Below are 21,470 nucleotides of genomic sequence, written 5' to 3'. Positions count from 1 at the left end.
TTTAACGTCTGAAGTTGCAAAAGTAGTGAAAAAGAGGGAAGTTGGAAGAGGGAAGGAGGAAGTTTTTGCAGGCCAGGTTGATAAGGAGCCGGAAACCTGCTTTCCGCTGTATCTTTTCCGTCCGCACAATGCCCTTCCGGAAAAGGATGCCGCTGCAATCAGGGCTAGGACAAAGCAGCGCATAAACCTGACGGGTTTTCAAAGCCCGTTAGGTTTCTTATAGTATAAGAACTCAAAGGAGTGGCTTGGTACATGACCGGAAAAGGAGCCGGATGCCGGAAGTTTCTTTTTAAACTAATGAATTCGTTTAGGATTTAAGTTTTTAAAAATTATTGAATATTATCCGTTTAACCATATAGGTTATCGATGATTAAGTATTTAATTGGTCCATTGGACAAATTTATAAATACCAGAATGTAGATAAATCTGAGTTTGGTGCATAATGGTCTTTCGTTTTACAGGTGAAAAATTTTCCATAACTTGCCATTACCGGCGAATGAGGTGAAGATAGCTCTAGGCTATGGATTCTGATTTTTTGGTGAAACATAAATTCTACTGGCCGGTCTATCTTCAAAATTATTTTATAAACAGTTTTTAAACAAGCTCTTAATTTAAAATCCCATAGTGAAAAAGATTATTTTATTTTCAATTTTATACTTCACAATAGTAAGCTGTAGCAATCAATTATTTAATTATGCCCTTCAAAAATACGGAATATATGATGATAATGTTTCTCTAAAAAAAATAAAGTACAAGGAGAAAGAGATCATTTTTTTACCAATGCATCATATAGGAACTGAAAAATTCTATGTAAATGTTAATAATAAGATAGATTCATTAAGTAAGTCTAACTATTTTTTCTTTACAGAAAAAGTAAATATGAAGGATTCTGAAAAAAAAGATTTAATGAAATTGAGAAAAGTTATAGGGTTTGCTTTGCCAAACGGGGGATATGAAAAAATACTGGACTCAATTCTCACTGAGAAAAAAATAGTGTTAAAAAAGAAAATCGTTTTTCAGCCCAATTATTCGGACTGGCAACTGAATGATAATAACAGTAAAAATACGGATGCAACCGTTCATGAGCTAATCAACTATTATGAGTCTAAATATGGAGAAGTCAAACTGGAAGAATGTGATTTGGCAGTACCTGATGTATCAAATAGTACAAAATGCAGAAAAAATAAACATTCCGGAGCTTATGAGACCTTAGTCTTGAATTATCGAAATAACCTTATAGCGAATGCTATAAAAAATGATTCTAGGCAAAAAATAGCATTAATTTATGGAGCCGGGCATTATGAAGGCGTAAAGAAAATTTTAGACTCACTGGACAAAAAGTAAACAACGAAAAAATAACCTGAAAAGCTTCGGATTTTATTTATAAGACTAAATTTCAGAAGCCGGGAACCTGCTTTCCGCTGTATCTTTTCCGCCCATGCAATGCCCTTGCGGAAAAGGATGCCGCTGCAATCAGGGCTAGGACAAAGCAGCGTATAAACCTGACGGGTTTCCAAAACCCGTTAGGTTTTTATAAATTAAGATTTGAAGATTTCAGGAATCAATATACATCGATGTGATTATTGTCTCAAATTGAGATAATTTAGCGATATTTGTTACCATCAAACCAATTACAATGAAAAGACCGGTTTTTCTTACGATTATTTTACTGCTGCTTACCCATTTCTTATCAGCCCAGGAAATTCCGGCAGGTAAAGTGGTCACTACATACATCACGGCAAAAACCCTGGAAAACAAAGCCGGGGAAAATCCAAAACGAAGGATTTCGGTGTATTTGCCGCCGGACTATGAAAGTTCCTCCAAGCGGTATCCGGTCATTTATTTTTTACATGGCTTTTTCTGGAGCGACAGCCTGCTGGTAAGCAATGACAAAATCAACCGGATTTTCGATCGGGCCATTCATCTGAAAAAAATTAAACCTGTTATTGTCGTGATGCCGGACGAAAGCACGGTTTTCAAAGGGAGTTTCTATGCCAATTCGAAGTCCTCCGGCAACTGGTCGGATTTTACGTCAAAAGAACTGGTGGATGTTATCGACCGCCAGTACCGGACCATCCCCAATAAGGCCAGCCGCGGGATTGCAGGTCATTCAATGGGGGGAAATGGTGCTTTGCGGAATGCCATCCTCCACCCTGAAACATTTTCCTCCGTTTATGCGCTTTCTCCTGGTGTTCTGGATGCAAGGTATTTTGTACTTACCGAAATCGATGCCTATAAAAATACGGCCGGGATCAAAGAATTAAAGGATCTTTCAAAACCTTCAAATACCGGAGCAACCATTCTTTTTGCCATTGCCAGAGCCTACAACGGAAACAGCAGCAAGCCTCCGTTTTTTGCCGACCTGCCGTTTGCCTTTGACGGAGAACATATAAAGGTAAACCCGGACGTTTTGGAAGAGTTGAGAAACAATTCCGTTTCAGAACTGCCTTTCACCCATTATGAAAACCTCAGAAAATTAAAAGCCATCAAACTCGATTGGGGAAGGAATGACGAATTCAGGCACATCCCGGTTACCTGCAGAAATTTCAGCCAGACCCTCGAACTGCTCAAGGTAAAGCATGAAGCCGAAGAATACATCGGAACCCACGGAAGCGAAGTCAGCAGGGAAAACGGGAGGATAGAGAACAGCTTGTTGCCGTTTTTCAATATCAACCTTACGTTTGAAGAATAAAGTGATGAATTTTCGCGTTAAGAAACGGGAACGTTTGAGTGCCGTTTGAAGGCGCAAAGGAATGGATTCTGTCCTGCCTTGATTATCAGTCAAAAATCTCTACTTTTGCCGAATGCTAGAAATCCTTTACCGTGACGAACATCTTATTGCCATCAACAAACCCAGCGGACTGCTTGTTCATAAATCCTTTTATGCAGGAACAGCAGATACCTATGCTGTTCAGGAACTAAAGAATCAGATCGGGCAGAAAGTATATCCGGTACACCGTCTGGACCGGAAAACTTCAGGTGTTTTGCTGTTTACTTTAGATAAGGAAACGCTGAGGGCAATGAGTGAGCAGTTTGCCACAAGGGAAGTCGAAAAGAAATACATCGCCATTCTCCGGGGCTGGACGAAAGAAGAAGAAACAATCGACTATGATTTGATTAATGAAAATGAAGTAAAGCAAAATGCTGTGACTTACTATCGCCGCTTACAGACTTCGGAGATCGCTTTACCTTTTTTAAAACATCAGACTTCCCGGTATTGTTTGGTGGAAGCCATTCCTGAAACGGGAAGGTTTCATCAGTTGAGAAAACATTTTAAGCATATTCTGCATCCGATCTTAGGTTGCCGCAAACACGGTTGCAACAAGCAGAACAAATTGTTGCTGCAGACTTTTAACATGACCCGAATGCCACTTCATGCCTATCAGCTTACTTTCAATCATCCTGTTTCTAACGAAAGAATTACCGTAACCGCCACTATAGACGAAGAGTTTAAAGAAGCGGGTGATCTCCTCGGGCTTGACCTGAATGCGTATGTAAAGAATCATTAAGATGTACTTCGTCCATCGGCTGACAGTTTCATGAGTCCTGCCTCATTTTCAAATTTCCAAATTCTTCCATTTTCAAATTAAAAAATCAGACGACCTGCCTGACAAAGAATTTAGGATTTCAATTAAAAATCAGTATCTTTGTACCTCAAAAACCAGGCATGTACAAATCGCTGATCCGCCCGATCCTTTTCAGATTCGATCCTGAAGCCGTGCATCATTTTACCTTCTCGATGCTTAAGAATTTCGGCTTTCTGACTAAATTGTTTTTACCGAAACCCATTGAAGACAAACGTCTTGAAAGAGAAGTCTTCGGACTGAAGTTCAAAAATCCGGTCGGACTTGCTGCCGGGTTCGATAAAAATGCGGTGCTGTTCAATGAACTGGCAGATCTTGGGTTCGGATTCGTGGAAATCGGTACGGTGACGCCGAAGGCACAGGCCGGGAATCCTAAAAAAAGGCTGTTCCGGCTTATCGAAGACGGCGGGATCATCAACCGGATGGGATTCAATAACGACGGACTGGAAGCAGCTATTGAAAAGCTGAAAGGAAACAAAGGCAAAATCATCATCGGTGGAAACATCGGAAAAAATACGGATACGACTCCGGAACAGTACACCAACGATTACCTCCATTGCTTTGAAGGCCTGCATCCGCATGTCGATTATTTTGTGCTCAACGTAAGCTGTCCGAATGTGGGAAGCCATGCCAAGCTGGAAGATGTGGAATACCTGCGTGAGCTGATTACCGAAGTTAAAAAGATCAACCTTTCCAAAAGCGTTCAGAAACCGATTCTTTTAAAAATCGCTCCTGACCTTAATGATCGTCAGCTCGATGAGATCATTGACCTGATCGCAGAAACGAAAATCGACGGCGTTATTGTGTCCAACACTTCCGTAAACCGGGAAGGACTGAAAACGTCACCGGAAGTCCTGGCGCAGATCGGCAACGGCGGCCTGAGCGGGAAACCGATCCGTGAACGCAGTACCCGCATGATCCGCTATCTTTCCGAGAAAAGCAACCGTGCTTTCCCAATCATCGGCGTAGGCGGGATCCATTCCGCAAAAGATGCCATCGAAAAACTGGATGCCGGCGCAAGCCTGGTGCAGTTGTATACTGGTTTCATTTACGAAGGCCCGGAACTCATCAACGATATCAACCGGGAAGTCCTTAAAAGAGCAAGCCGTTTACCGAGATAGTGCTGCTGGCGGGAGGCTCTTGGCAACTGGCTTCTGGCTATTTGCTTAATAGATGAAGAGCAGAAAATAAGAGGAACTTATTGAAATAAATATATAATAAAAGCAACATCTGGAAATGTTGCTTTTTATCTATCAGTATTCTAATGATTTTTGTTAATATCTGGCGAACTTTGACGAGCCCCAAAGAAGCGATTTAAACCAGCACAGGGTGCAATCCTGTGTCGTTGCGTTGAATCATATAAAAAAATGCGCCACTGTATAAATAATCAATCCGACCAGCCCGCCGACAATGGTCCCGTTTACCCGGATGAATTGCAGGTCTTTCCCGACTTCCAGCTCCAGCTTCTCGCTCAATTCCTTTCCCTGCCAGTTTCCGACGGTCGAGCTGATGAGGTTCCCAAACTGATGGGTGTTTTTCAGGATGTATTTATAAGCCGTTACGCGGACCCAGTTGTCAATTTTAGCCTGCAGCGTTTCATTGGTATTTAAATTCAGGGCAAACTCGTTCAGGTTTTTGGAAAGATAGGTTTTCAGGGAAGACTGCTCCTGCTGAAGTTCTTCCGTGACGGTTTTTTTGATGGAAGCCCAGATGTCCCGGGAATATTCATTTAATTTTTCCGGCAGCAGAAGGTCATTTTTAATGGTGGTAAATTCCTGTTCCCATTTTGGGTCTTCAGCCAGATTCCGGGAGAATTCCTGAATCCTTTTCGTAATCAGATCTCTTATTTCGTGCTTAGGATCTGCTTCTATTTCGGCAAAAAAGTCGGAAAGACCGGTAGTGACCTTTTCGGCAATCTTATTATCGACAAAAGCTGGGATAAAGGTGTAACTGCCTTTCCGGACACGTTCTTTAATCAGCTCGCTGTTTTCAAGAATGTAATTTTTGATCTGTGAAGACAAGCTGGTGACCATCCGCTGATGGTCATTCTTCTCCGTGATATAGGTAATCCCATTGCCTACAATTTTATTGAGTTTGATGTCACCTGCCATTTCAGAGACTTTCCGGCTGATAAACTGGCTCACCTCCGCATCATCAAGCTTATTCAGGATGTCAAGGACAATGTCTGAAATATTCCGGATCAGGATTTCCTGGTTTTTTTCTTTTCCCAGCCATTCCCCGACAAAATTTGAAATTTTCAGCTTCTGAATGTACGGGCGGATGTTTTGGGGAGACAGGAAGTTTTCTACTACAAATCCACCCAGGTTATCACCCAACTGCTGCTTGCTGTTTTCAATAAGGTTGGTATGCGGGATCGGAAGTCCCAGCGGATGGCGGAACAGAGCGGTTACGGCAAACCAGTCGGCAAGTGCACCCACCATGGCGGCTTCGGAAAAAGCGCGGACATAGCCGATCCAATGGGAATCCATACGCTTCTGTAGAAGAGTGGTAATAACAAAAATAACGGCCATCAGAAGGAACAGCCCGGTGGCGAAGGCCTTGTATTTATTCAGTTGTTTTCTCTTTGCTTCATCATTCATAAGGTTCGGTATACGGTTATTATTGATGAGTTTCTTTTCAGTTTAATATTCGCGGTCCAATCTTTTTAAAATAATAATTGATTAGAAATCAATGCTTTAAATTTTATTAAATACCATCAGCCGGAAATAATTACTTAAAAATAGTTAAAATTTAAGACTTTCATCCAGTTGTGGTTTGATTTTAGCTGGTATAAACCCGTTAAACAAACGATATGGAACACGAAGCAAAAAACAATCCATACTATTCCCGGACAGACCGTACCAAACTGGATATTCCGAATCAGGAATGGAGAAAAATTCTTTCTCCTGATCTATACGCCATCTCCAGGGAAGCGGCTACGGAACGTCCCTTCACCGGAAAATATAACGAGTTTGATCAGTTAGGAGAGTATTTTTGTGCTGTTTGCGGAAACCATCTGTTTAGGTCGGATGCTAAATTTTCCAGCAGCTGCGGCTGGCCCAGTTTTTTTGAAGCGGATAAAGAAGGCGTATATTATAAAAGGGACACAGCATTTGGGATGGAAAGGGTAGAAGTGCTCTGCAAAAGATGCGATTCTCACCTTGGCCATGTCTTTGATGACGGCCCGCGACCTACCGGATTACGGTACTGCATGAACTCTGTAAGCCTTGAATTTATTCCAGATTCCGAAAAATAAACATTAGTTTAAAATCTAGGAATCAGCACGTTAAAGTTTCTTAAATAGCGTTAAACTTTTTAGAGTTTTAACGCTGTACCCGTTATGTTTTTATACATTTGTCCCGCAATTGTATTTAACATAATATTTTTAATGAAAGGAATTTATAGCGTACTCGGTATTGTTTATATGATTACCACTTCATTCTACGGGTCTCCTGAAAAGGCCGTGATGAGAAATGAAACCAATACCAAAAGAATTGAAAAATCAGTTGAAATGAATTCTGTGAAAGCAGAAAAGACCATGTCTTCATCCGAAGAATTATACCACTCCATCACTTTTGAACAAGGCCACGAGCTTAATCCCGACGTTTTCTTTAAAGCCATGACAGGATTTGAAAACCTGAAAAAAGCAGGTCTTCTTAATCCGGATTCCCATCTGCTTACGGTATGCGATTTTTCCATGTCTTCCAATACCAAAAGACTTTGGGTAATTGATATGAATGAGAAAAAAGTGTTGTTCAACTCACTCGTAGCACACGGTAAAAATACAGGCGAAGAATTTGCGACGAATTTTTCTAACACGGAAAGTTCGTTGCAGAGCAGCTTAGGATTTTATATCACGGATGCTACTTACCAGGGGGACAACGGGTATTCTCTGAAACTCTTGGGAATGGACAAAGGATTTAATGATGCGGCTTACAGGAGAGCAATCGTAATGCACGGTGCCGATTATGTAAGCGATCAGTTTGCCGCTACGCACAAGAGAATTGGAAGAAGCTGGGGATGTCCGGCCGTTCCGAGGGAGCTTACCCAGCCGATCATCAATACGATCAAAGGAAGAAATCTTCTTTTCATCTATTATCCGGATCAGAACTATCTTTCCAAATCGGAGTGGCTGAAGGCATAAAAACAGAATAAATAAAATAGAAAAGCAGTCTTATGTAAGGCTGCTTTTTTTATGGTCAGAAATAAAACGTACCTGGAAAATGCTTCCTTTACCGGGTACGGAAGAGAGCAAAATCATTCCCTGATGCATTTCAATGATTCTTTTCACGATCGATAACCCGATGCCATTGCCTTTTTCCTTATTTTTATTGGCTCCGCGGTAAAAAAGGTCGAAAATTTTATCCCGGTCGTTTTCATCAATCCCGATACCATGATCGATAAAGCGGATGTCCAGAACCTGGTGGTGAACTTCAATCTCCACGAAGCAGCTTCTGTCCGATGAGTATTTACAGGCATTTTCCATGAGGTTCAGAAAGGCTATTTTCAGCAGGTAAGGGTTTCCGTGGAAATCATAATTGCTTTCATCCTTATCGGCCAGATTATCCATATAGTGAATGCCTATTCTGTATTCCTGATTTTTCTGAAGCAGATCTACCTTGGCGTCTGCCAGGATTTCATCAACACGGAGGTCGGTAAAGCTGATCTGGGATGCATCATAGCTCGCGCGTGCAAAATCCAGCAGGGCAGAAGAAAGCTGGGAAGCATGGGTGGCGTCTTCAAGGGCATTGTTAATGGACAGTTTATAATCTTCCAGCGTTACATTCAGTTCTTTGGCAAGCTCCAGTTCGGCGATCATAGTGGAAAGCGGTGTCCGGAATTCGTGGGAGATCGTGGTCACAAACTGTCGATGGTTGCTGAAGGATTTTTCCAGCCGGTTAAAAGTAGAATTAAAAGTTTCGGTAAGCTCATAAATTTCGTCCTTCGCTTTGGGAACCACCAGTCTTTTATGAAGGTTGTGTTCTGAAATATCGCGGATCTGGATGATAATGTCTTTCAGAGGCTTTAATGTATAATAGGAAAACAAAAAGCCGGTAACGAAGATGATGAGAACGGAGATGATATAAATGACGATAATATCTTCCCTGAACTCCCGGATGTGCGCTAGCCCCGTTACATCCACGGCACTTCCGATGATGTAATAATTTTCACCGTCAAATTCATACCTGAAAGCCATGTACTGCCGCTCTCTCCGCTGCCAGGTGAGCTTATCCTTTCCTGTCCTGATCAGGCGGTTAAGATAATACGGGTTTTTCGAGCTTGGACTGATGTCTGTAAAGATCAGCTTTTTTTTGCTGTTATAAACACTGATATCGGCTTCATTCAGCATTTTTTTATTCCGTTCGTGGAGCCTTTTTATTTTATAATCATCAATATCGGCATCGAAAATAAATTCTGCCCTCCAGATGATTTTGTAGCCTAACCGGTCATTAAATTCATCATTCCTGTTCTTTTCGGATACAAAATAAACGACGTAGGCAAAAATAAAGAGGATGCCAGCGGTAAGCAATGCGTATATCAGGGCTGTTCTGGTAGCAATTTTCATAGATTGCGGGTAAAAATAAACCCTGTGCCGGGTTTGGTATGAATCAGTTTCTCGTCAAAATCCTTATCGATTTTCTTACGCAGATAGGCAATGTAGACATCAATATAATTGGTGCCGGTATCAAAATGGTTGCCCCAGACATTTTCCGCAATTTCTTCCCGGGTCAGGATGCGGTCTGCATGGGTCACAAGGAAAACAAGCAGCCTGAATTCCTTCGGCGTAAGAATGATTTCCTTCTCATCACGGAATACGCGGTTGGTCTTCCGGTGAATGGCAAGGTGATGATACTGAATAATATCTGTTTCTTCATCTTTCTTGGGCAACAATGATTTCCTCAGCAGAATAGCTTTGATTCTCGCATACAGTTCCCGGATTTCAAAAGGCTTCACCATGTAATCATCGGCACCGGCATCAAATCCTTCGATTTTTTCATCAATCGTTCCCAAAGCGGTCAGCATAATGATTGGAAGGTCAGGATGTTTCTGCTTGATGATCTTGCTGAATTCAATTCCGCTCATCTGGGGCAGCATGATGTCGGTAATGATGAGCTCAAAAGCAATCCGGTCTGCCAGGATCAGGGCATCTTCCGCATCTTCAGAAATATAGATCTGATAGCCCTGGCTTTCAAGGCCCCTTTTCAGCAGTGCAGAAACCCGGGCATTATCTTCTATGATTAATATTTTCATCTGGAATACTATTTTTGGGTAGGAATCTTAAACGGAATACACTTTTAAAAGTCTGATTCCGATGTCGTACAAATCCCATACAAAAGTATTTCATATTTTACAACCGGAAAAACAGAATCTCCGGATTAATGATTTTCTAAAGGTTTTCTAATAGTTTTCTAATGAGGTTCCCGGATTTTCAAAACTAATTTTGTCCCGTCAAAACAACGAAAAGAGGATCAAGACACTATGGACAAAAGGTATATTAAAACCGGGCTTATCGCAGCGTTACTGATTGGGATGAGCCAGACCGCAGAAGCACAGAAAAAAAACGATTTCAATAATCCCGCACTTACCCATTATCTCAATGAACAGCATTCCCGGTATATCTCTTTCAGCGGATATGCGGAGCTGTGGGCACGTTATGCCCAGCTGAACCCGGGAAGCATGATCAACAACGATGCAAAATCAGACGTATCCGATCTTTCACTACGCAGGGTAAGGGTAAAAATGACATACAAACCGACGGAAAAACTGATGTTTGTGCTTCAGGGAGGAACCACCAATGTGAACGTAACGGCGAAAGGCAGCAATTATTTCGATTTGCTGGACGCCTATGCAGAATATTCTTTTAATGATAAAATCGCTTTCGGGGCCGGGCGTTCCACCTGGAGAGGGCTTTCCCGTTTTACAACAGGGCCTTTGAACACGCTGCTGTATGACCTTCCGGCCTACGCTACATCCAATGCCGGTGCCACGGATTATACCGTGAGGGAACTCAGCGCCTATATCAAAGGGCAGCTTGGAAAATTCGATTACCGGCTGGTTGTTGCAGATCCGTATACCATGGCGACTGCCGAACCGAAACCGAATGTATCTACCTTCAGTAAAAATTCGCCCCATAAAGATTTTTCAGGATATTTCAGGTATGCTTTCCTGGATACGGAAAACATTTCGACCCCATTCAATTCGGGAACGTATGTCGGGAAAAAGAATGTCCTGAGCCTGGGAGCAGGATTTGATTACATCCACAATGCGCTGTGGCATCAGGATGCCGCCAAGAATACGGTGAATGATGATATGAAGAGCTTTGCCGTAGACCTGTTCTATGATGCTCCGCTGAATAAGGAAAAAGGAACTTCCGTAAGTGCGTATGCCATGGCGATGCACAACGATTACGGTCCGAATTACGTCCGTTATGTAGGAACCAATAACCCGGCAACTTCGGTAGATGCTTCCCTGGCAAGCCTTAACGGGGCCGGAAATGCGATGCCTGTGATCGGAACCGGGAATACCTATTATCTCCAGTTTGGTGGAACGCTGCCTTATTTAAACAAAGAAAAGAAAAACCTGCAGCTACAGCCTGCAGTAGGGGTGCAGCTGTCTGATCTGAAAGGGCTTCATGACAATGCCGTGATTTATGATGCCGGAATCTCCCTGCTGATGAGCGGGATGTCTTCAAGGTTCACCTTCGATGCCCAGAACCGTCCTGTCTTTACACCGGATGCTGCCGGCAATGCCGTTGCTTCAGACCGGAAATGGCAGTTCGTGCTGAAATACAGGATTGATTTTAATTAAACAAATGCCTGCCCACCGGGCGACACAAACCTCTAAACAAAATTAATTATTATGGAAAGAAGAAAATTTTTATTCCGTTCGGTACAGGCTTCTGCACTGCTGTTGGTTTCCGGGAACCTGTTTGCCTCTGCCTTACCGATGTTTAACCCTATAAAAAAGAAAAAAGTGTACTTCCATTATTTATTATTCTGGCTCAGAAAAGATCTTTCCGAAGCTGAAGTGACAGCGTTTGAGAACTTTTTCAAAGGGCTGGCCAAACTTCCTTACCAGAAAAACCTGCGTTACGGAAGACCGGCAGCCTCCAGTCCGAGAAATGTTCTGGACAACAGCTTTACCTATAACGCCTCGATGGAATTCGACAGCCTGGAAGAGCTTGAAGCTTACGGAAAGCTGCCGGAACACCTTGCACTTGTACAGAAATACAAGCCGTTCTTTGAAAGAATGCTGGTTCATGATACCGTTTACCACCCATAAAAAAGAATCTTATTTAAAAATGAAAAACTTTGTTAAAGGCATGAGCCTTGTTGTAGCATTTTCAACTATGAGTTTTATGAATGCACAAGATCATCACAAAAAACACGTCAGCGTTAAAGTAGAAGAGACCACGGAATCTATTCCGGCCATCAGGCTCATCAATAAGCCCGACGGTACCTGCACTTTTGAAAAAGGAAAAATTCCGACGCTGAAGCACATGAACACCACGACTTTCTGGATGAGCAACAAAACCGAAGACTGGGAGAAAAATGCACATCCGGCACCGAGAAGGCAGTATGTAATCACCATCAAAGGTAAAATCAGATTCAAAGTAACCGATGGTTCCACCTTTATAATCAAACCCGGAACCGTATTGCTGGCGGAAGACCTGAAAGGAAAAGGGCACAGCTGGGATATGGTGAAAAGCAAAGTCTGGGAAAGGCTTTATATCCCGATCGGAGAAGATGCGGATGACTTTTTTGTTGCAGACAAAGATTCCGATTAACCCAACATCATCATCATATTGTGTTTTATATAAATTCGTACAATGGAAAAGCAGCCAGAAGGCTGCTTTTTATGTAATTCAAAATGTATTTCTTGTTTTCCAAACTCTGGATTTTTAAACGCAAAGTTTTTATTTTCCTAATGTATAAGATAAGGAAGCTAAGAAGGATCAGTAAGCTGATCTGATAAAGCTTGCGCATTATGCGTTCGCTTCATCGGCGGCTTTGCCGCTCTACTTTGCTCCCTTTCACTAAGCGTGATGCTCATGAAACTTTGCATTAATTTTATTCATAAAGTTATAATACATAGTAAACTAATTAACGAATACTACTGAAATTTTTTGAAAATCAGAGTAGCATTATGTCCTCCGAACCCGAAAGCATTGCTCAAGGCGTAATTGATGTTCTTTTCTTTAGCCTCTCCGAAAACAATATTCAGGTCTTGCGGAATATTTTCATCGATCTTATGAAGGTTGATTGTCGGTGGAATAATCCCGTTTTCAATGGCTTTGATTGATAAAATGGCTTCTGCAGCTCCGGCAGCACCCAGTAAATGTCCGGTCATGGATTTGGTAGCACTGATGTCCAGGTTTTTGCTTCTTTTAAACAGTTTGTTAATCCCGTTCAGCTCTACCAGGTCGCCCATCGGGGTAGAAGTGGCGTGCGGGTTAATGTAATCGATATCCTCGGTATTGATTCCTGCTTCCTTTAATGCCAGCTGCATGGCTTTAATAGCTCCCGTTCCTTCCGGATGAGGTGCTGTCATATGGTAAGCATCAGCGGTCATGGCTGCTCCCGCGAGTTCGGCATAGATTTTTGCACCTCTTGCTTTGGCATGTTCGTATTCTTCCAGAATCAAGGCACCTGCTCCTTCGCCCATCACGAATCCGTCCCGGTCTGCATCATAAGGGCGGCTTGCCGTAGCAAAATCATCATTTCGGGTAGACATGGCTTTCATAATGGAAAATCCTCCGATCGATGCCGGAGTGATGGCTGCTTCGGAACCTCCGCTTACAATGACCTTGGCTTTTCCGAGCCTGATGTAGTTGAACGCATCCATAATGGCTGTATTCCCGGTAGCACAGGCAGAAATAGTGGTGTAATTAATGCCCTGCAGCCCGAATTTCATAGAAATCATGCCGGAAGCCATATTGGCAATGAATTTAGGGACAAAGAACGGATTGAAACGCGGAGTTCCGTCTCCTTTGGTAAATTCCATCACCTCGTTTTCAAAGGTCCACATTCCGCCCTGTCCGGTTCCCCAGATCACGCCGGTATCAAAAGGATCCATACTTCCCAGTTCCAGCCCGGAATCTTTCAGGGCTTCCGCAGCCGAATACATGGCATATTGTGAAAACAGATCGCTCCGTTTGATTTCATTATGGGTAAGATGCGCTTTCGGATCAAAGTTTTTCACTTCACAGGCAAAGTGTACCTTAAATTTTTCTGTATCGAAATGGGTAATGTTTCCGGCGCCGCTTACTCCGCGGATGCTGTTTTGCCAGAATTCTTCAACGGTATTTCCTAAAGGCGTCACTGCGCCAAGACCTGTAATAACAACTCTTTTCATTTAATTACTGATTTTGAATAAATTAGAGGTTCCCCGAGCAATCAGGCGGGGTTTTGTCTGCATTCCATATTTCGCATTGCGCGTTTACAAACTGTTTTCCTCTTTTGATGATTTTCGTTTCGGCTACAATATGAGCATTTTCTTTGGCAGTTGAAAAATAATCAATGCTGTTATTGATGGTAACAATGAAATTTTCTTCGTTCAGAGAGAACATCGTGGCTCCGATGATATCATCCATAATGGCCGCGGTGACTCCGCCGTGCATATTGCCCATCGGGTTCAGCCATTCTTCCCTTACAGTGTACTGAAATTCGATCCGGCCTTCTTCTGCCGAAACCACGACCGGCTTCAGCCATCTCATGAATGGGGAGGGAGACTCCGTAAACTCTTTTCCCGTAAAGCTTTTCAGGACCGCTAATTTATCCATATTATATGTTAATTTTTTTGTTTTTCTTCCGGAATGAATTCCACCTCAATAATCCTGAGAATATGGTCTAAGGCAAGATTCAGAAATTTTTCGTCACCCGTGGTTTTGGAGAGCAGAATCCCGCCTTCGATCATCATGATGAACAATGAGGCATATTCTTCCGCATCCGGCTTTTTATTAAGTTCCCCTTTTTCCTGGCCATCGGATATGACAGATGAAATTTTAGAAATCCACTCTACAAAAGATTGGGTGACCAGATTTTTCAGATCGGGAAAAGTGTCATCCGATTCCGTAGCCGCATTCATCAGGGGACAGCCTCCACTTAAAAATACAGACTGCCAGTTTTCTCTGTAAAAAGCAACAAAAGCATACAGCTTATCGATTGAGGCCGGAAATTTGTCGCTGAAAGATGAAATCATTTTTTCTTTTAACGAGCCTGCATTGTACCGGTAAGCCGCGAGCGCCACTTCTTCTTTATTTTCAAAATTTCCGTAGATGCTTCCTTTGGTGAGTCCGGTGGCTTCCGCAATGTCGGATAAAGACGTGGAGATGTAGCCTTTGGTATTGAACACCGGGGCTGTTTTCTCAATAATGAATTGTTTTGTCTTTTCCGCTTTCGACATGGATAATCAATTACAGGACAAATATACAAAAATATACCGATCGGTATATTAACGGGCTGTTTTTTTTTGGTTAGGCTGAAGCCGAATGGATTTTTAATAGGAAAAACGGGCTAAAGCCCGTTCCTATTTATATTTAATATAAGATTTTTAACGTAAAATAATCTCAGACAAAATTATGAGTTTGCCAAAGTAGCTTCCAGGGTAATTTCAAAATTGAAAGCGGCACTTACCGGGCATCCTTCCTCTGCGATTTTAGCATATTTCTGGAATTCTTCTTCAGAAATTCCCGGAACTTTTGCCGTTAAAGTAAGTTCTGATTTTGTAATTTTTCCAGCGCTCGGATCCAGGGTAATCACCGATTTTGTAGTCAGTTCTTCAGGAGTAAATCCTGCCTGGGTAAGTTCAGCGCTTAATTTCATGGTAAAACAACCGGCATGGGCCGCTGCCAGCAATTCTTCAGGGTTTGTTCCGACTCCTTCTTCAAAGCGGCTGTTGAAAGAATACTGGGTCTGGTTCAATGTGCTGCTCTGTGTGGTTAAATGTCCTTTTCCTTCTTTGATGGTACCGTTCCAAACGGCTGTTGCATTACGTTTCATAATGTGTTAAATTTTTTTGTTGTTAGAATTTTTTAATAGGACAAAGCTATAGCAGATATTGTTCCGATTCAATAGATAAAAAGAACTAACTCTTGTACTTTTTTCCCGACATATAGTTTTTCTTAAAGCTGGAAGGCGTATTTCCTGTTTTATTGGTGAAAAGACGGTTAAAATAAGCCGGATCATCATATCCCAGATCATAGGCAATTTCTTTTACAGGCTTATCGGTATAAAAGAGCAGTCTTTTGGCTTCCAGTAAAATCCGGTTGATGATTAACTGGTTCGGGGATTCCAGTTTTAAGCTTTTAAATTTGTGCGTTAACGTTTTTGGGGCCATATGCAGCAGCTCTGCATAATCTGATACATGATGCTTTTTCCTGAAATGGATTTCCAGCAGCCGGCTGAAATCCCGGAAAATTTCCAGTTCGTTGCCGGGAATTTTGATCTTATCGTTATCCAGGTTCTGCTTTTTCCATTTTCGGGTGGCGCGGATGATGATCTGTTTTACATAGGTACGGATCATTTCTTCAGCAGACGAATCTTGGTCCTCCAATTCCTCCCTAATGCTCCTGAACAAATTTTTAACCATTCTGTTTTCCTCTTTGTCCAGCTCAACAAAAGGAATTTCAAAGACATTGTGAAAAAGCAGCCCGTCACAGGCCACTTCTTTATCGTGGATCTGGATGCAGTAAAAGTCACGGTTATAATACAGTAGTTGGGATTCTCCGGTGCCGTGTTCCACCTGCAGGTGCTGGCTGGTAAGGAAAAACAGGGCCGGATTTTCGTTTTTGTAGTTTTTAAAATCTATGGTCAGTTCATAACCTTCCGGAACATGAAAAATCTTGATTTCGGATTTGTACCGGCTCTCTGTAAAGTCCTGCAGATTTTGTTCAGAAAAGGTTTCGAAACCCAGTTTTTTGTAATGGTCTTCAAAAATAAGCATCAGTAAGTAAGCAATATTTCTTTAGCTAAAGATACAAAAAAGCATGGCTTTAAGTTAAATAGTTTTATAAGCCATGCTGAATGTTTTTAATAAGCTAAGTATACTATTTAATATCAATAGAAATGGGCTTTAGCCCAATGTCATTAAGTTAGTATTTTTTAGTGTTATGTTTTTGCTAAATTTGAGATTTAATCTTTCATTTTCTTATTATGCAAAAAAAATGTTTCAGATATTTTATTATCATTGGAGGAGGAAATCCACAGCGTGGCTATTTGTAATGAATACAGGATGAGTAGCAGAGATTTCACCCGCAAAAGGAAGTTGAGCTTTTCAAATACGCTTTTGTTTATGCTCAACTTCATTACCAAAAGCCTGTCCTGTGAGATTGTAAATTTCATTCACTATATAAGATCTTTGGGCCAGACACAGAATACTTTTACAAAAAGTGCATACGTACAGAACAGAAAAAAGATAAAGCCCGAGGTTTTTATTCATCTGAACAAGCGGCTTGTGGAAGAATTCTATACAGATAATTCTGCAGTACAGACCAAATTCAATGGTCTTCGTCTGTTGGCTATTGATGGTTCGAGAATTAATCTACCTCAAACCCGAGAGCTGGAAGAGATTTATGGTGTATCCAAAAACCAGACTTCTCATACCTGCGTACAGGCCAAAGCCTGCGTACTGTATGATACAATCAATAAAATCTGTTTAAAAGGGGTACTTTCTTCTATAGATACTGATGAACGTTTACAGGCTCTTGAGCTGTTGGCTCATTGTTGCCATAATGATCTGCTGCTATATGACCGTGGTTTTGCTTCATTTGATTTCTTTTATCAGCATCACAAAAGAAATTTTAACTACCTTATGCGCGTAAAAGTAGGTTTGAACCAAACCATAAAAGATTTCGTCAAAAGCGGAATATCCAGTATGATAACAGACTTTAAGCCTTCTCCCAACGTAGATCTGTCAGGAAAAGATTATGGTAGAGACTATACTTTTAAGGTAAGATTGTTGCGTGTCGTACTGGATAATGGCACCATCGAAGTTCTTGCAACCTCTCTTTTAGATGAGGCTTGTTATCCTTCGGAGATTTTCAAAGCCCTATATTTTGAACGCTGGGGCATAGAAACCTATTTTGATGAAATCAAAAACAAGCTTCACCTGGAGGAATTTTCCGGTTACTCAAACAACAGCATCTTACAGGATTTCTATTCTACTTTGCTTGTAAGCAATATACAGACCCTTATTGTCAGAGAACTCGAACAGGAGCTTAATGAAGTTGATACGAAAAAGAAGTACCGGTACAAAGTCAATACTTCCCTTTCTTACAGCTTGATGAAAAACAGAATTTTGAATTTGCTCTTTAGCAATGTAAAAAAAGAGGATATAGTGGCAGAGCTTAAAATTCTTTTTGCTTCTCATATGATCCCCGTCAGACCCAAAAGATCCTTTAAAAGGAATATTTTAAAATACAGAGTCAGAGCGAAACCAAAGGTCACTAAAAACTATAAAAAAAATCTATAAGACCTTAACTTAATGACATTGGGCTTTAGCCCATTCACAATATGGCGGATACTGAGCGGCTTTAGCCAAAACCTATAATAAATTTCGGCTTTAGCCAATTTGGAGTTACAATTTTCATATCGGGCTAAAGCCCGACGCTATTGATGAAATATGATCAATTTAATTTCAGCCCACTCATTTTATGTCACATTAAGTTCCTGTTAAATTAGCTGTAATTCATTCTGATCTTACTCTATTTAAATTCAATCCTAAAAACTCACATCCAACCCGATATAAAAATTAGCCTTCATAATCGGAGCATAAACCATTCCGCCGTCGAAATAATTTCCGAAAGGATTTTTTACATCTAGGATTGCGTTCTTCTGGTAATAGGAAGTCAGGTTTTCACCACCGACATAAGCCCTGATTTTTTTATTGAAGTTTTTTGAAACCTGAGCATTCAGAACCACATAGGATCCTGAGTATGCCGGAAGCTTAAAAGCAGCAGGGTTGGAGGAGGTGTCCGGCAGCCTTTGTTTTCCGACAATATTCAGCGTCGTATCAAAACTCCAGAATCCGCCTTGCTTATCTTTATTGGTGGAATAAGCAACATTTACAAATCCTCTGTGTTTCGCCATAAATGGCACCTCTCTTCTTCCTGTCAGGTAATCTGCCTGGACATCGTAATATTTGTAAGCCAGTCTTACTTCTAAATTTTTAAGCGGGATAAAATCCCATTGGGTCTGGAATGAGTTGGCAAATGATGTTCCTTCCAAATTATAGAAATTCAGCTGTTGAGGGGAACGGTCCAGATCCACCATCACCTGATCCTTGAAATCGGTTCTGAAAAAGTCTGCAACAACGGTTGATTTTCTGCCGAAGATTTTAAATTCCTGTTGCAGGCTGGCTCCGTAGTTCCAGGCAATTTCAGGTTTCAGTCCATAGATGTTGCCGCCATTTTCTAAGATCTGAATGCTTCTGTTGGAGGCAAAATACGGCTGGCTTTCCGCAAAAATATTGGCTGTCCGGAAACCTCTTCCCGCAGAAAGCCTCAGAATGGTCTGTGGTGTAAAATCGTATTTAAAATTCAGTCTCGGTGTAAACTGCGTTCCTGCGAGGTTGTGGAAATCAACCCTTGCTCCGGCTACTAAGGTATACTTTAAACCGGTAAGCGTATATTCTGCAAATGCTCCGGGAACGATCTCGTTTCTTTTAAAACGGTCTGCCAGATAGGTTTCATCATAACCGTCGTACATAAAGCTTGCCCCGGCTATGTATTTATGGTTGGTATTTCCCAGAATACTTTCAAAAATCAAGTTGGAATAATATGTCTGCTGCTTCCCGGAATAATTTCTCAATCCGAAGAAGCTGTCCTGCTGGTGATAGGTGTACTGGTTCATCCAGCCTAAGCTTTGGTAAGGCTTGCCTTTAAAAACGTATCCTGTTTTATTCCAGACCTGAAACCTGGAAATATCAATTTCTACTCCATAGAGTGACTGCTTTTCCTGAGGGATTTTTTTATCAAAACCAATCTGTCCGGAAATCCTTTCATCCTTGATAAAATTAATTCCGAAATGCGAACCTAAGCCTGACTTTTCCAAATCATTGTAGTTGAGCAGATAAGCGGCATTCAGCTGGGTTCCTTTCGGCCGGTCCAGAAACCCATCCTTATTCATATCCGTCTCTCCGAAAGTACCGTTTCCATGCAGCAGAAACGTCTGCGACCATTTTTCGTTGATCGGTGAGACGCTGGTGATATTCGCTTCGGTTCTTCCGTTGAAATCGGCAAAGAGGTTTAATGAAGTTTCCGGCGCTTTAGCATTTTTCAGCAGCTCGCTGTTGATCTGTCCGGTGATGCTTTCATAGCCATTGGTTACCGTACTGCCTCCTTTTGTGAGCTGGATACTTTCAATCCACCTTCCGGGGATGAAATTGAGTCCATAGGCAGAAGCCAATCCCCGGATTTCAGGCAGAAGTTCCTTTGTCAGGCTGGTGTATTTCTGATCCAGGCCCAGCATTTTAAGCTGTTTGGTTCCCGTCACGGCATTGCTGAAGGAGACATCTACCGTGGCATTGGTTTCAAAGCTTTCGGATAAGTTGCAGCAGGCGGCTTTCAATAATTCTTTTTTATCGATGTTAAAAACCAGTCCGGCCTCTTTTTTCTGTAATGAGGTAGCCGCTTTGGATCCTGTTACCGTAACGCCCTCAATGGCTTTTCCGGCAGAATGTTCAGTATTGGAAACTGTATGCTCCGAATGCTCTGATGCTTCAGATTCTTCTAAATGAACTTTTGGATTAGCTTCCCCGAACGGGATTGTCCGGTCATACAGACAGCAGGAAGGAAGGTTTTTATAGGTATTGTCGCCGGATTTGTACTTTTCATTATCGTGGCCTACCTCCGCTATTTTCTTTAAGATCTTATCGGATGAGGTTTTAGCCGAATCAAAATGTAAAGCGACGGTCTGGGTTTCCGCGTTCCATTCGGCTGCATCGGCACCGGCATCCTTAGCGGCTTTTTCAATGCGGGCTTTGCAGGATTCGCAATTGCCTTTTACATAGAATTCATTTTCCTTTTTTAAAGGATGATCGTGATTTTCTGTAGTCGCAGCCTGTAGATTCCGCTCGTAATGGCAGCAGTCGGGCAGGGCCTGATAGCGGTTTTCAGGAGCTTTGAACTTTTCATTGTCATGGCCGGCATCGGCTACTTTTTTCAGGATTTCGTCTGTTGAAACGGTATTATCTGTTTCTAGAGTCAGTGTTTGAAGGTCTACGGAATAGACTGCCGTTTTTGCGCCTGCCTTTCTGGCGGTAGTTTCAATTCTTTCTTTGCACATGTTGCAGTTTCCTTTTACCGTAAAACTGTTTTTAGAAAGATTTTGAGCCGATATCAATGAGGCAGATATTAAGAATATACCAAGAATAATCCTGGAAATATATAATTTCATGGGGTTTAAAAAATTTAGATTAATTAAATGAATGTCTCGATATAGCAAAGTAGTCATCTGAAAACATTGATAAATTGCTAAACGGATACATTGTTAAGTTTATTTAATTAACCTATTTTCGGCGGTTGCCAGATTTCTTTTAAACGGTCTGAAATATACGGATCCGAATATTCGAACTGTAAATTTTTATTGGATTGATAATACGAAATCTCCGCCTGCAGATTCCTGGAGCACGGTGTTTCTATATACGTGTAGCAGGTAACGCAGGTAGAGCAGCAATCGTCGCTGCATGAGGATTTTTTATCTTTCTTACCCTGGTTTTCTTTGGAATGCTGCTGATGGTCTTTCTTACAGCAGCTCATTTCAGAATCATTTTTGCAGCAGGTCTCCTGCATCTTCTGCGCATAGAAATTATCTTTAGGAATAAAGAATATTCCTAAGCAGAAAATAATCGTTATGATCTGAAATAATTTCATGCTGCAAAAATACA

Annotated in this window: 21 protein-coding genes; 11 read left to right on the top strand and 10 right to left on the bottom strand. The window is 41.6% G+C overall.

Annotated elements, in window-relative coordinates:
* Positions 1 to 25: 25 nt before the first annotated feature.
* The 5 genes from QE422_RS00860 to QE422_RS00840 all read left to right on the top strand — a co-directional run bounded on the left by QE422_RS00860 (position 26) and on the right by QE422_RS00840 (position 4,705).
* Positions 26 to 223 carry a hypothetical protein gene (locus tag QE422_RS00860; RefSeq protein WP_307454403.1) on the top strand — a complete coding sequence of 66 codons (198 nt, stop codon included), beginning with the start codon at positions 26 to 28 and terminating at the stop codon, positions 221 to 223.
* A gap of 401 nt (positions 224 to 624) precedes the next feature.
* Positions 625 to 1,344 carry a hypothetical protein gene (locus QE422_RS00855; RefSeq protein ID WP_307454401.1) on the top strand — a complete coding sequence of 240 codons (720 nt, stop codon included), beginning with the start codon at positions 625 to 627 and terminating at the stop codon, positions 1,342 to 1,344.
* Between the two features lie 292 nt (positions 1,345 to 1,636).
* Positions 1,637 to 2,692, top strand: a complete 1,056-nt coding sequence (locus tag QE422_RS00850; RefSeq protein WP_307454399.1) for an esterase family protein — start codon at positions 1,637 to 1,639, stop codon at positions 2,690 to 2,692.
* 112 nt (positions 2,693 to 2,804) lie between these two features.
* Positions 2,805 to 3,509 (top strand): pseudouridine synthase, encoded by a 705-nt coding sequence (locus tag QE422_RS00845; RefSeq protein WP_307454397.1) that lies wholly within the window; start codon positions 2,805 to 2,807, stop codon positions 3,507 to 3,509.
* A gap of 158 nt (positions 3,510 to 3,667) precedes the next feature.
* Positions 3,668 to 4,705, top strand: a complete 1,038-nt coding sequence (locus QE422_RS00840; RefSeq protein WP_307454395.1) for a quinone-dependent dihydroorotate dehydrogenase — start codon at positions 3,668 to 3,670, stop codon at positions 4,703 to 4,705.
* Between the two features lie 234 nt (positions 4,706 to 4,939).
* Here the strand turns inward: QE422_RS00840 and QE422_RS00835 are convergent, their stop codons facing one another.
* Positions 4,940 to 6,184, bottom strand: coding sequence for a DUF445 domain-containing protein (locus QE422_RS00835; RefSeq protein ID WP_307454393.1), 1,245 nt, complete (start codon positions 6,182 to 6,184; stop codon positions 4,940 to 4,942).
* A gap of 212 nt (positions 6,185 to 6,396) precedes the next feature.
* Between QE422_RS00835 and msrB the strand changes: the two genes are divergently transcribed.
* Both msrB and QE422_RS00825 read left to right on the top strand, forming a co-directional pair.
* On the top strand, positions 6,397 to 6,840 hold the full coding sequence (msrB, locus tag QE422_RS00830) for a peptide-methionine (R)-S-oxide reductase MsrB (RefSeq protein WP_307454392.1): 444 nt from the start codon (positions 6,397 to 6,399) through the stop codon (positions 6,838 to 6,840).
* 132 nt (positions 6,841 to 6,972) lie between these two features.
* Positions 6,973 to 7,728: a murein L,D-transpeptidase catalytic domain family protein gene (locus tag QE422_RS00825; protein WP_307454390.1), complete on the top strand. Its 756-nt coding sequence runs from the start codon at positions 6,973 to 6,975 to the stop codon at positions 7,726 to 7,728.
* Between the two features lie 30 nt (positions 7,729 to 7,758).
* On the opposite strand, the gene QE422_RS00820 is transcribed toward QE422_RS00825, so the two are convergent.
* Together QE422_RS00820 and QE422_RS00815 are read right to left on the bottom strand one after the other, a co-directional pair.
* A complete protein-coding gene (locus QE422_RS00820; RefSeq protein ID WP_307454388.1) occupies positions 7,759 to 9,150 on the bottom strand; it encodes a HAMP domain-containing sensor histidine kinase in 1,392 nt (463 codons plus the stop codon).
* Positions 9,147 to 9,836 (bottom strand): response regulator transcription factor, encoded by a 690-nt coding sequence (locus QE422_RS00815; protein ID WP_307454387.1) that lies wholly within the window; start codon positions 9,834 to 9,836, stop codon positions 9,147 to 9,149. The genes QE422_RS00820 and QE422_RS00815 overlap by 4 nt, the downstream gene beginning before the upstream one ends.
* A 228-nt stretch (positions 9,837 to 10,064) precedes the next feature.
* Here QE422_RS00815 and QE422_RS00810 point away from each other — a divergent pair, with 228 nt between their 5' ends.
* From QE422_RS00810 to QE422_RS00800, 3 genes are read left to right on the top strand one after another with little or no spacing between them, the layout of a single operon-like run.
* Positions 10,065 to 11,393, top strand: a complete 1,329-nt coding sequence (locus QE422_RS00810) for a porin (RefSeq protein ID WP_307454386.1) — start codon at positions 10,065 to 10,067, stop codon at positions 11,391 to 11,393.
* A gap of 51 nt (positions 11,394 to 11,444) precedes the next feature.
* Entirely contained in the window at positions 11,445 to 11,867 is a 423-nt protein-coding gene (locus tag QE422_RS00805; RefSeq protein WP_307454384.1) for a Dabb family protein, read from the top strand.
* Positions 11,868 to 11,886: 19 nt separating this feature from the next.
* Positions 11,887 to 12,372, top strand: a complete 486-nt coding sequence (locus tag QE422_RS00800; protein WP_307454382.1) for a hypothetical protein — start codon at positions 11,887 to 11,889, stop codon at positions 12,370 to 12,372.
* A 326-nt stretch (positions 12,373 to 12,698) separates the two neighbouring features.
* Here QE422_RS00800 and fabF read toward each other — a convergent pair whose 3' ends face one another.
* The 5 genes from fabF to QE422_RS00775 form a co-directional block, all read right to left on the bottom strand.
* A complete protein-coding gene (gene fabF / locus QE422_RS00795) occupies positions 12,699 to 13,940 on the bottom strand; it encodes a beta-ketoacyl-ACP synthase II (RefSeq protein WP_307454380.1) in 1,242 nt (413 codons plus the stop codon).
* Positions 13,941 to 13,962: 22 nt separating this feature from the next.
* Positions 13,963 to 14,367, bottom strand: coding sequence for a PaaI family thioesterase (locus QE422_RS00790; RefSeq protein ID WP_307454378.1), 405 nt, complete (start codon positions 14,365 to 14,367; stop codon positions 13,963 to 13,965).
* An 8-nt stretch (positions 14,368 to 14,375) separates the two neighbouring features.
* Positions 14,376 to 14,990, bottom strand: a complete 615-nt coding sequence (locus QE422_RS00785; protein WP_307454377.1) for a TetR/AcrR family transcriptional regulator — start codon at positions 14,988 to 14,990, stop codon at positions 14,376 to 14,378.
* A 173-nt stretch (positions 14,991 to 15,163) separates the two neighbouring features.
* Positions 15,164 to 15,586: an OsmC family protein gene (locus QE422_RS00780; RefSeq protein WP_307454376.1), complete on the bottom strand. Its 423-nt coding sequence runs from the start codon at positions 15,584 to 15,586 to the stop codon at positions 15,164 to 15,166.
* A gap of 85 nt (positions 15,587 to 15,671) precedes the next feature.
* Positions 15,672 to 16,529 (bottom strand): AraC family transcriptional regulator, encoded by an 858-nt coding sequence (locus QE422_RS00775; protein ID WP_307454374.1) that lies wholly within the window; start codon positions 16,527 to 16,529, stop codon positions 15,672 to 15,674.
* 288 nt (positions 16,530 to 16,817) lie between these two features.
* Between QE422_RS00775 and QE422_RS00770 the strand changes: the two genes are divergently transcribed.
* Positions 16,818 to 18,056 (top strand): IS4 family transposase, encoded by a 1,239-nt coding sequence (locus QE422_RS00770; RefSeq protein WP_307454373.1) that lies wholly within the window; start codon positions 16,818 to 16,820, stop codon positions 18,054 to 18,056.
* Between the two features lie 248 nt (positions 18,057 to 18,304).
* Here the strand turns inward: QE422_RS00770 and QE422_RS00765 are convergent, their stop codons facing one another.
* A complete protein-coding gene (locus QE422_RS00765) occupies positions 18,305 to 20,980 on the bottom strand; it encodes a TonB-dependent receptor domain-containing protein (RefSeq protein ID WP_307454371.1) in 2,676 nt (891 codons plus the stop codon).
* A gap of 107 nt (positions 20,981 to 21,087) precedes the next feature.
* Positions 21,088 to 21,456 carry a hypothetical protein gene (locus QE422_RS00760; protein ID WP_307454370.1) on the bottom strand — a complete coding sequence of 123 codons (369 nt, stop codon included), beginning with the start codon at positions 21,454 to 21,456 and terminating at the stop codon, positions 21,088 to 21,090.
* Between the last annotated feature and the right edge of the window lie 14 nt (positions 21,457 to 21,470).

This window comes from Chryseobacterium sp. SORGH_AS_0447 (assembly GCF_030818695.1).
Lineage (GTDB): Bacteria > Bacteroidota > Bacteroidia > Flavobacteriales > Weeksellaceae > Chryseobacterium.
This window is presented reverse-complemented; position numbering and strand designations above follow the sequence as displayed.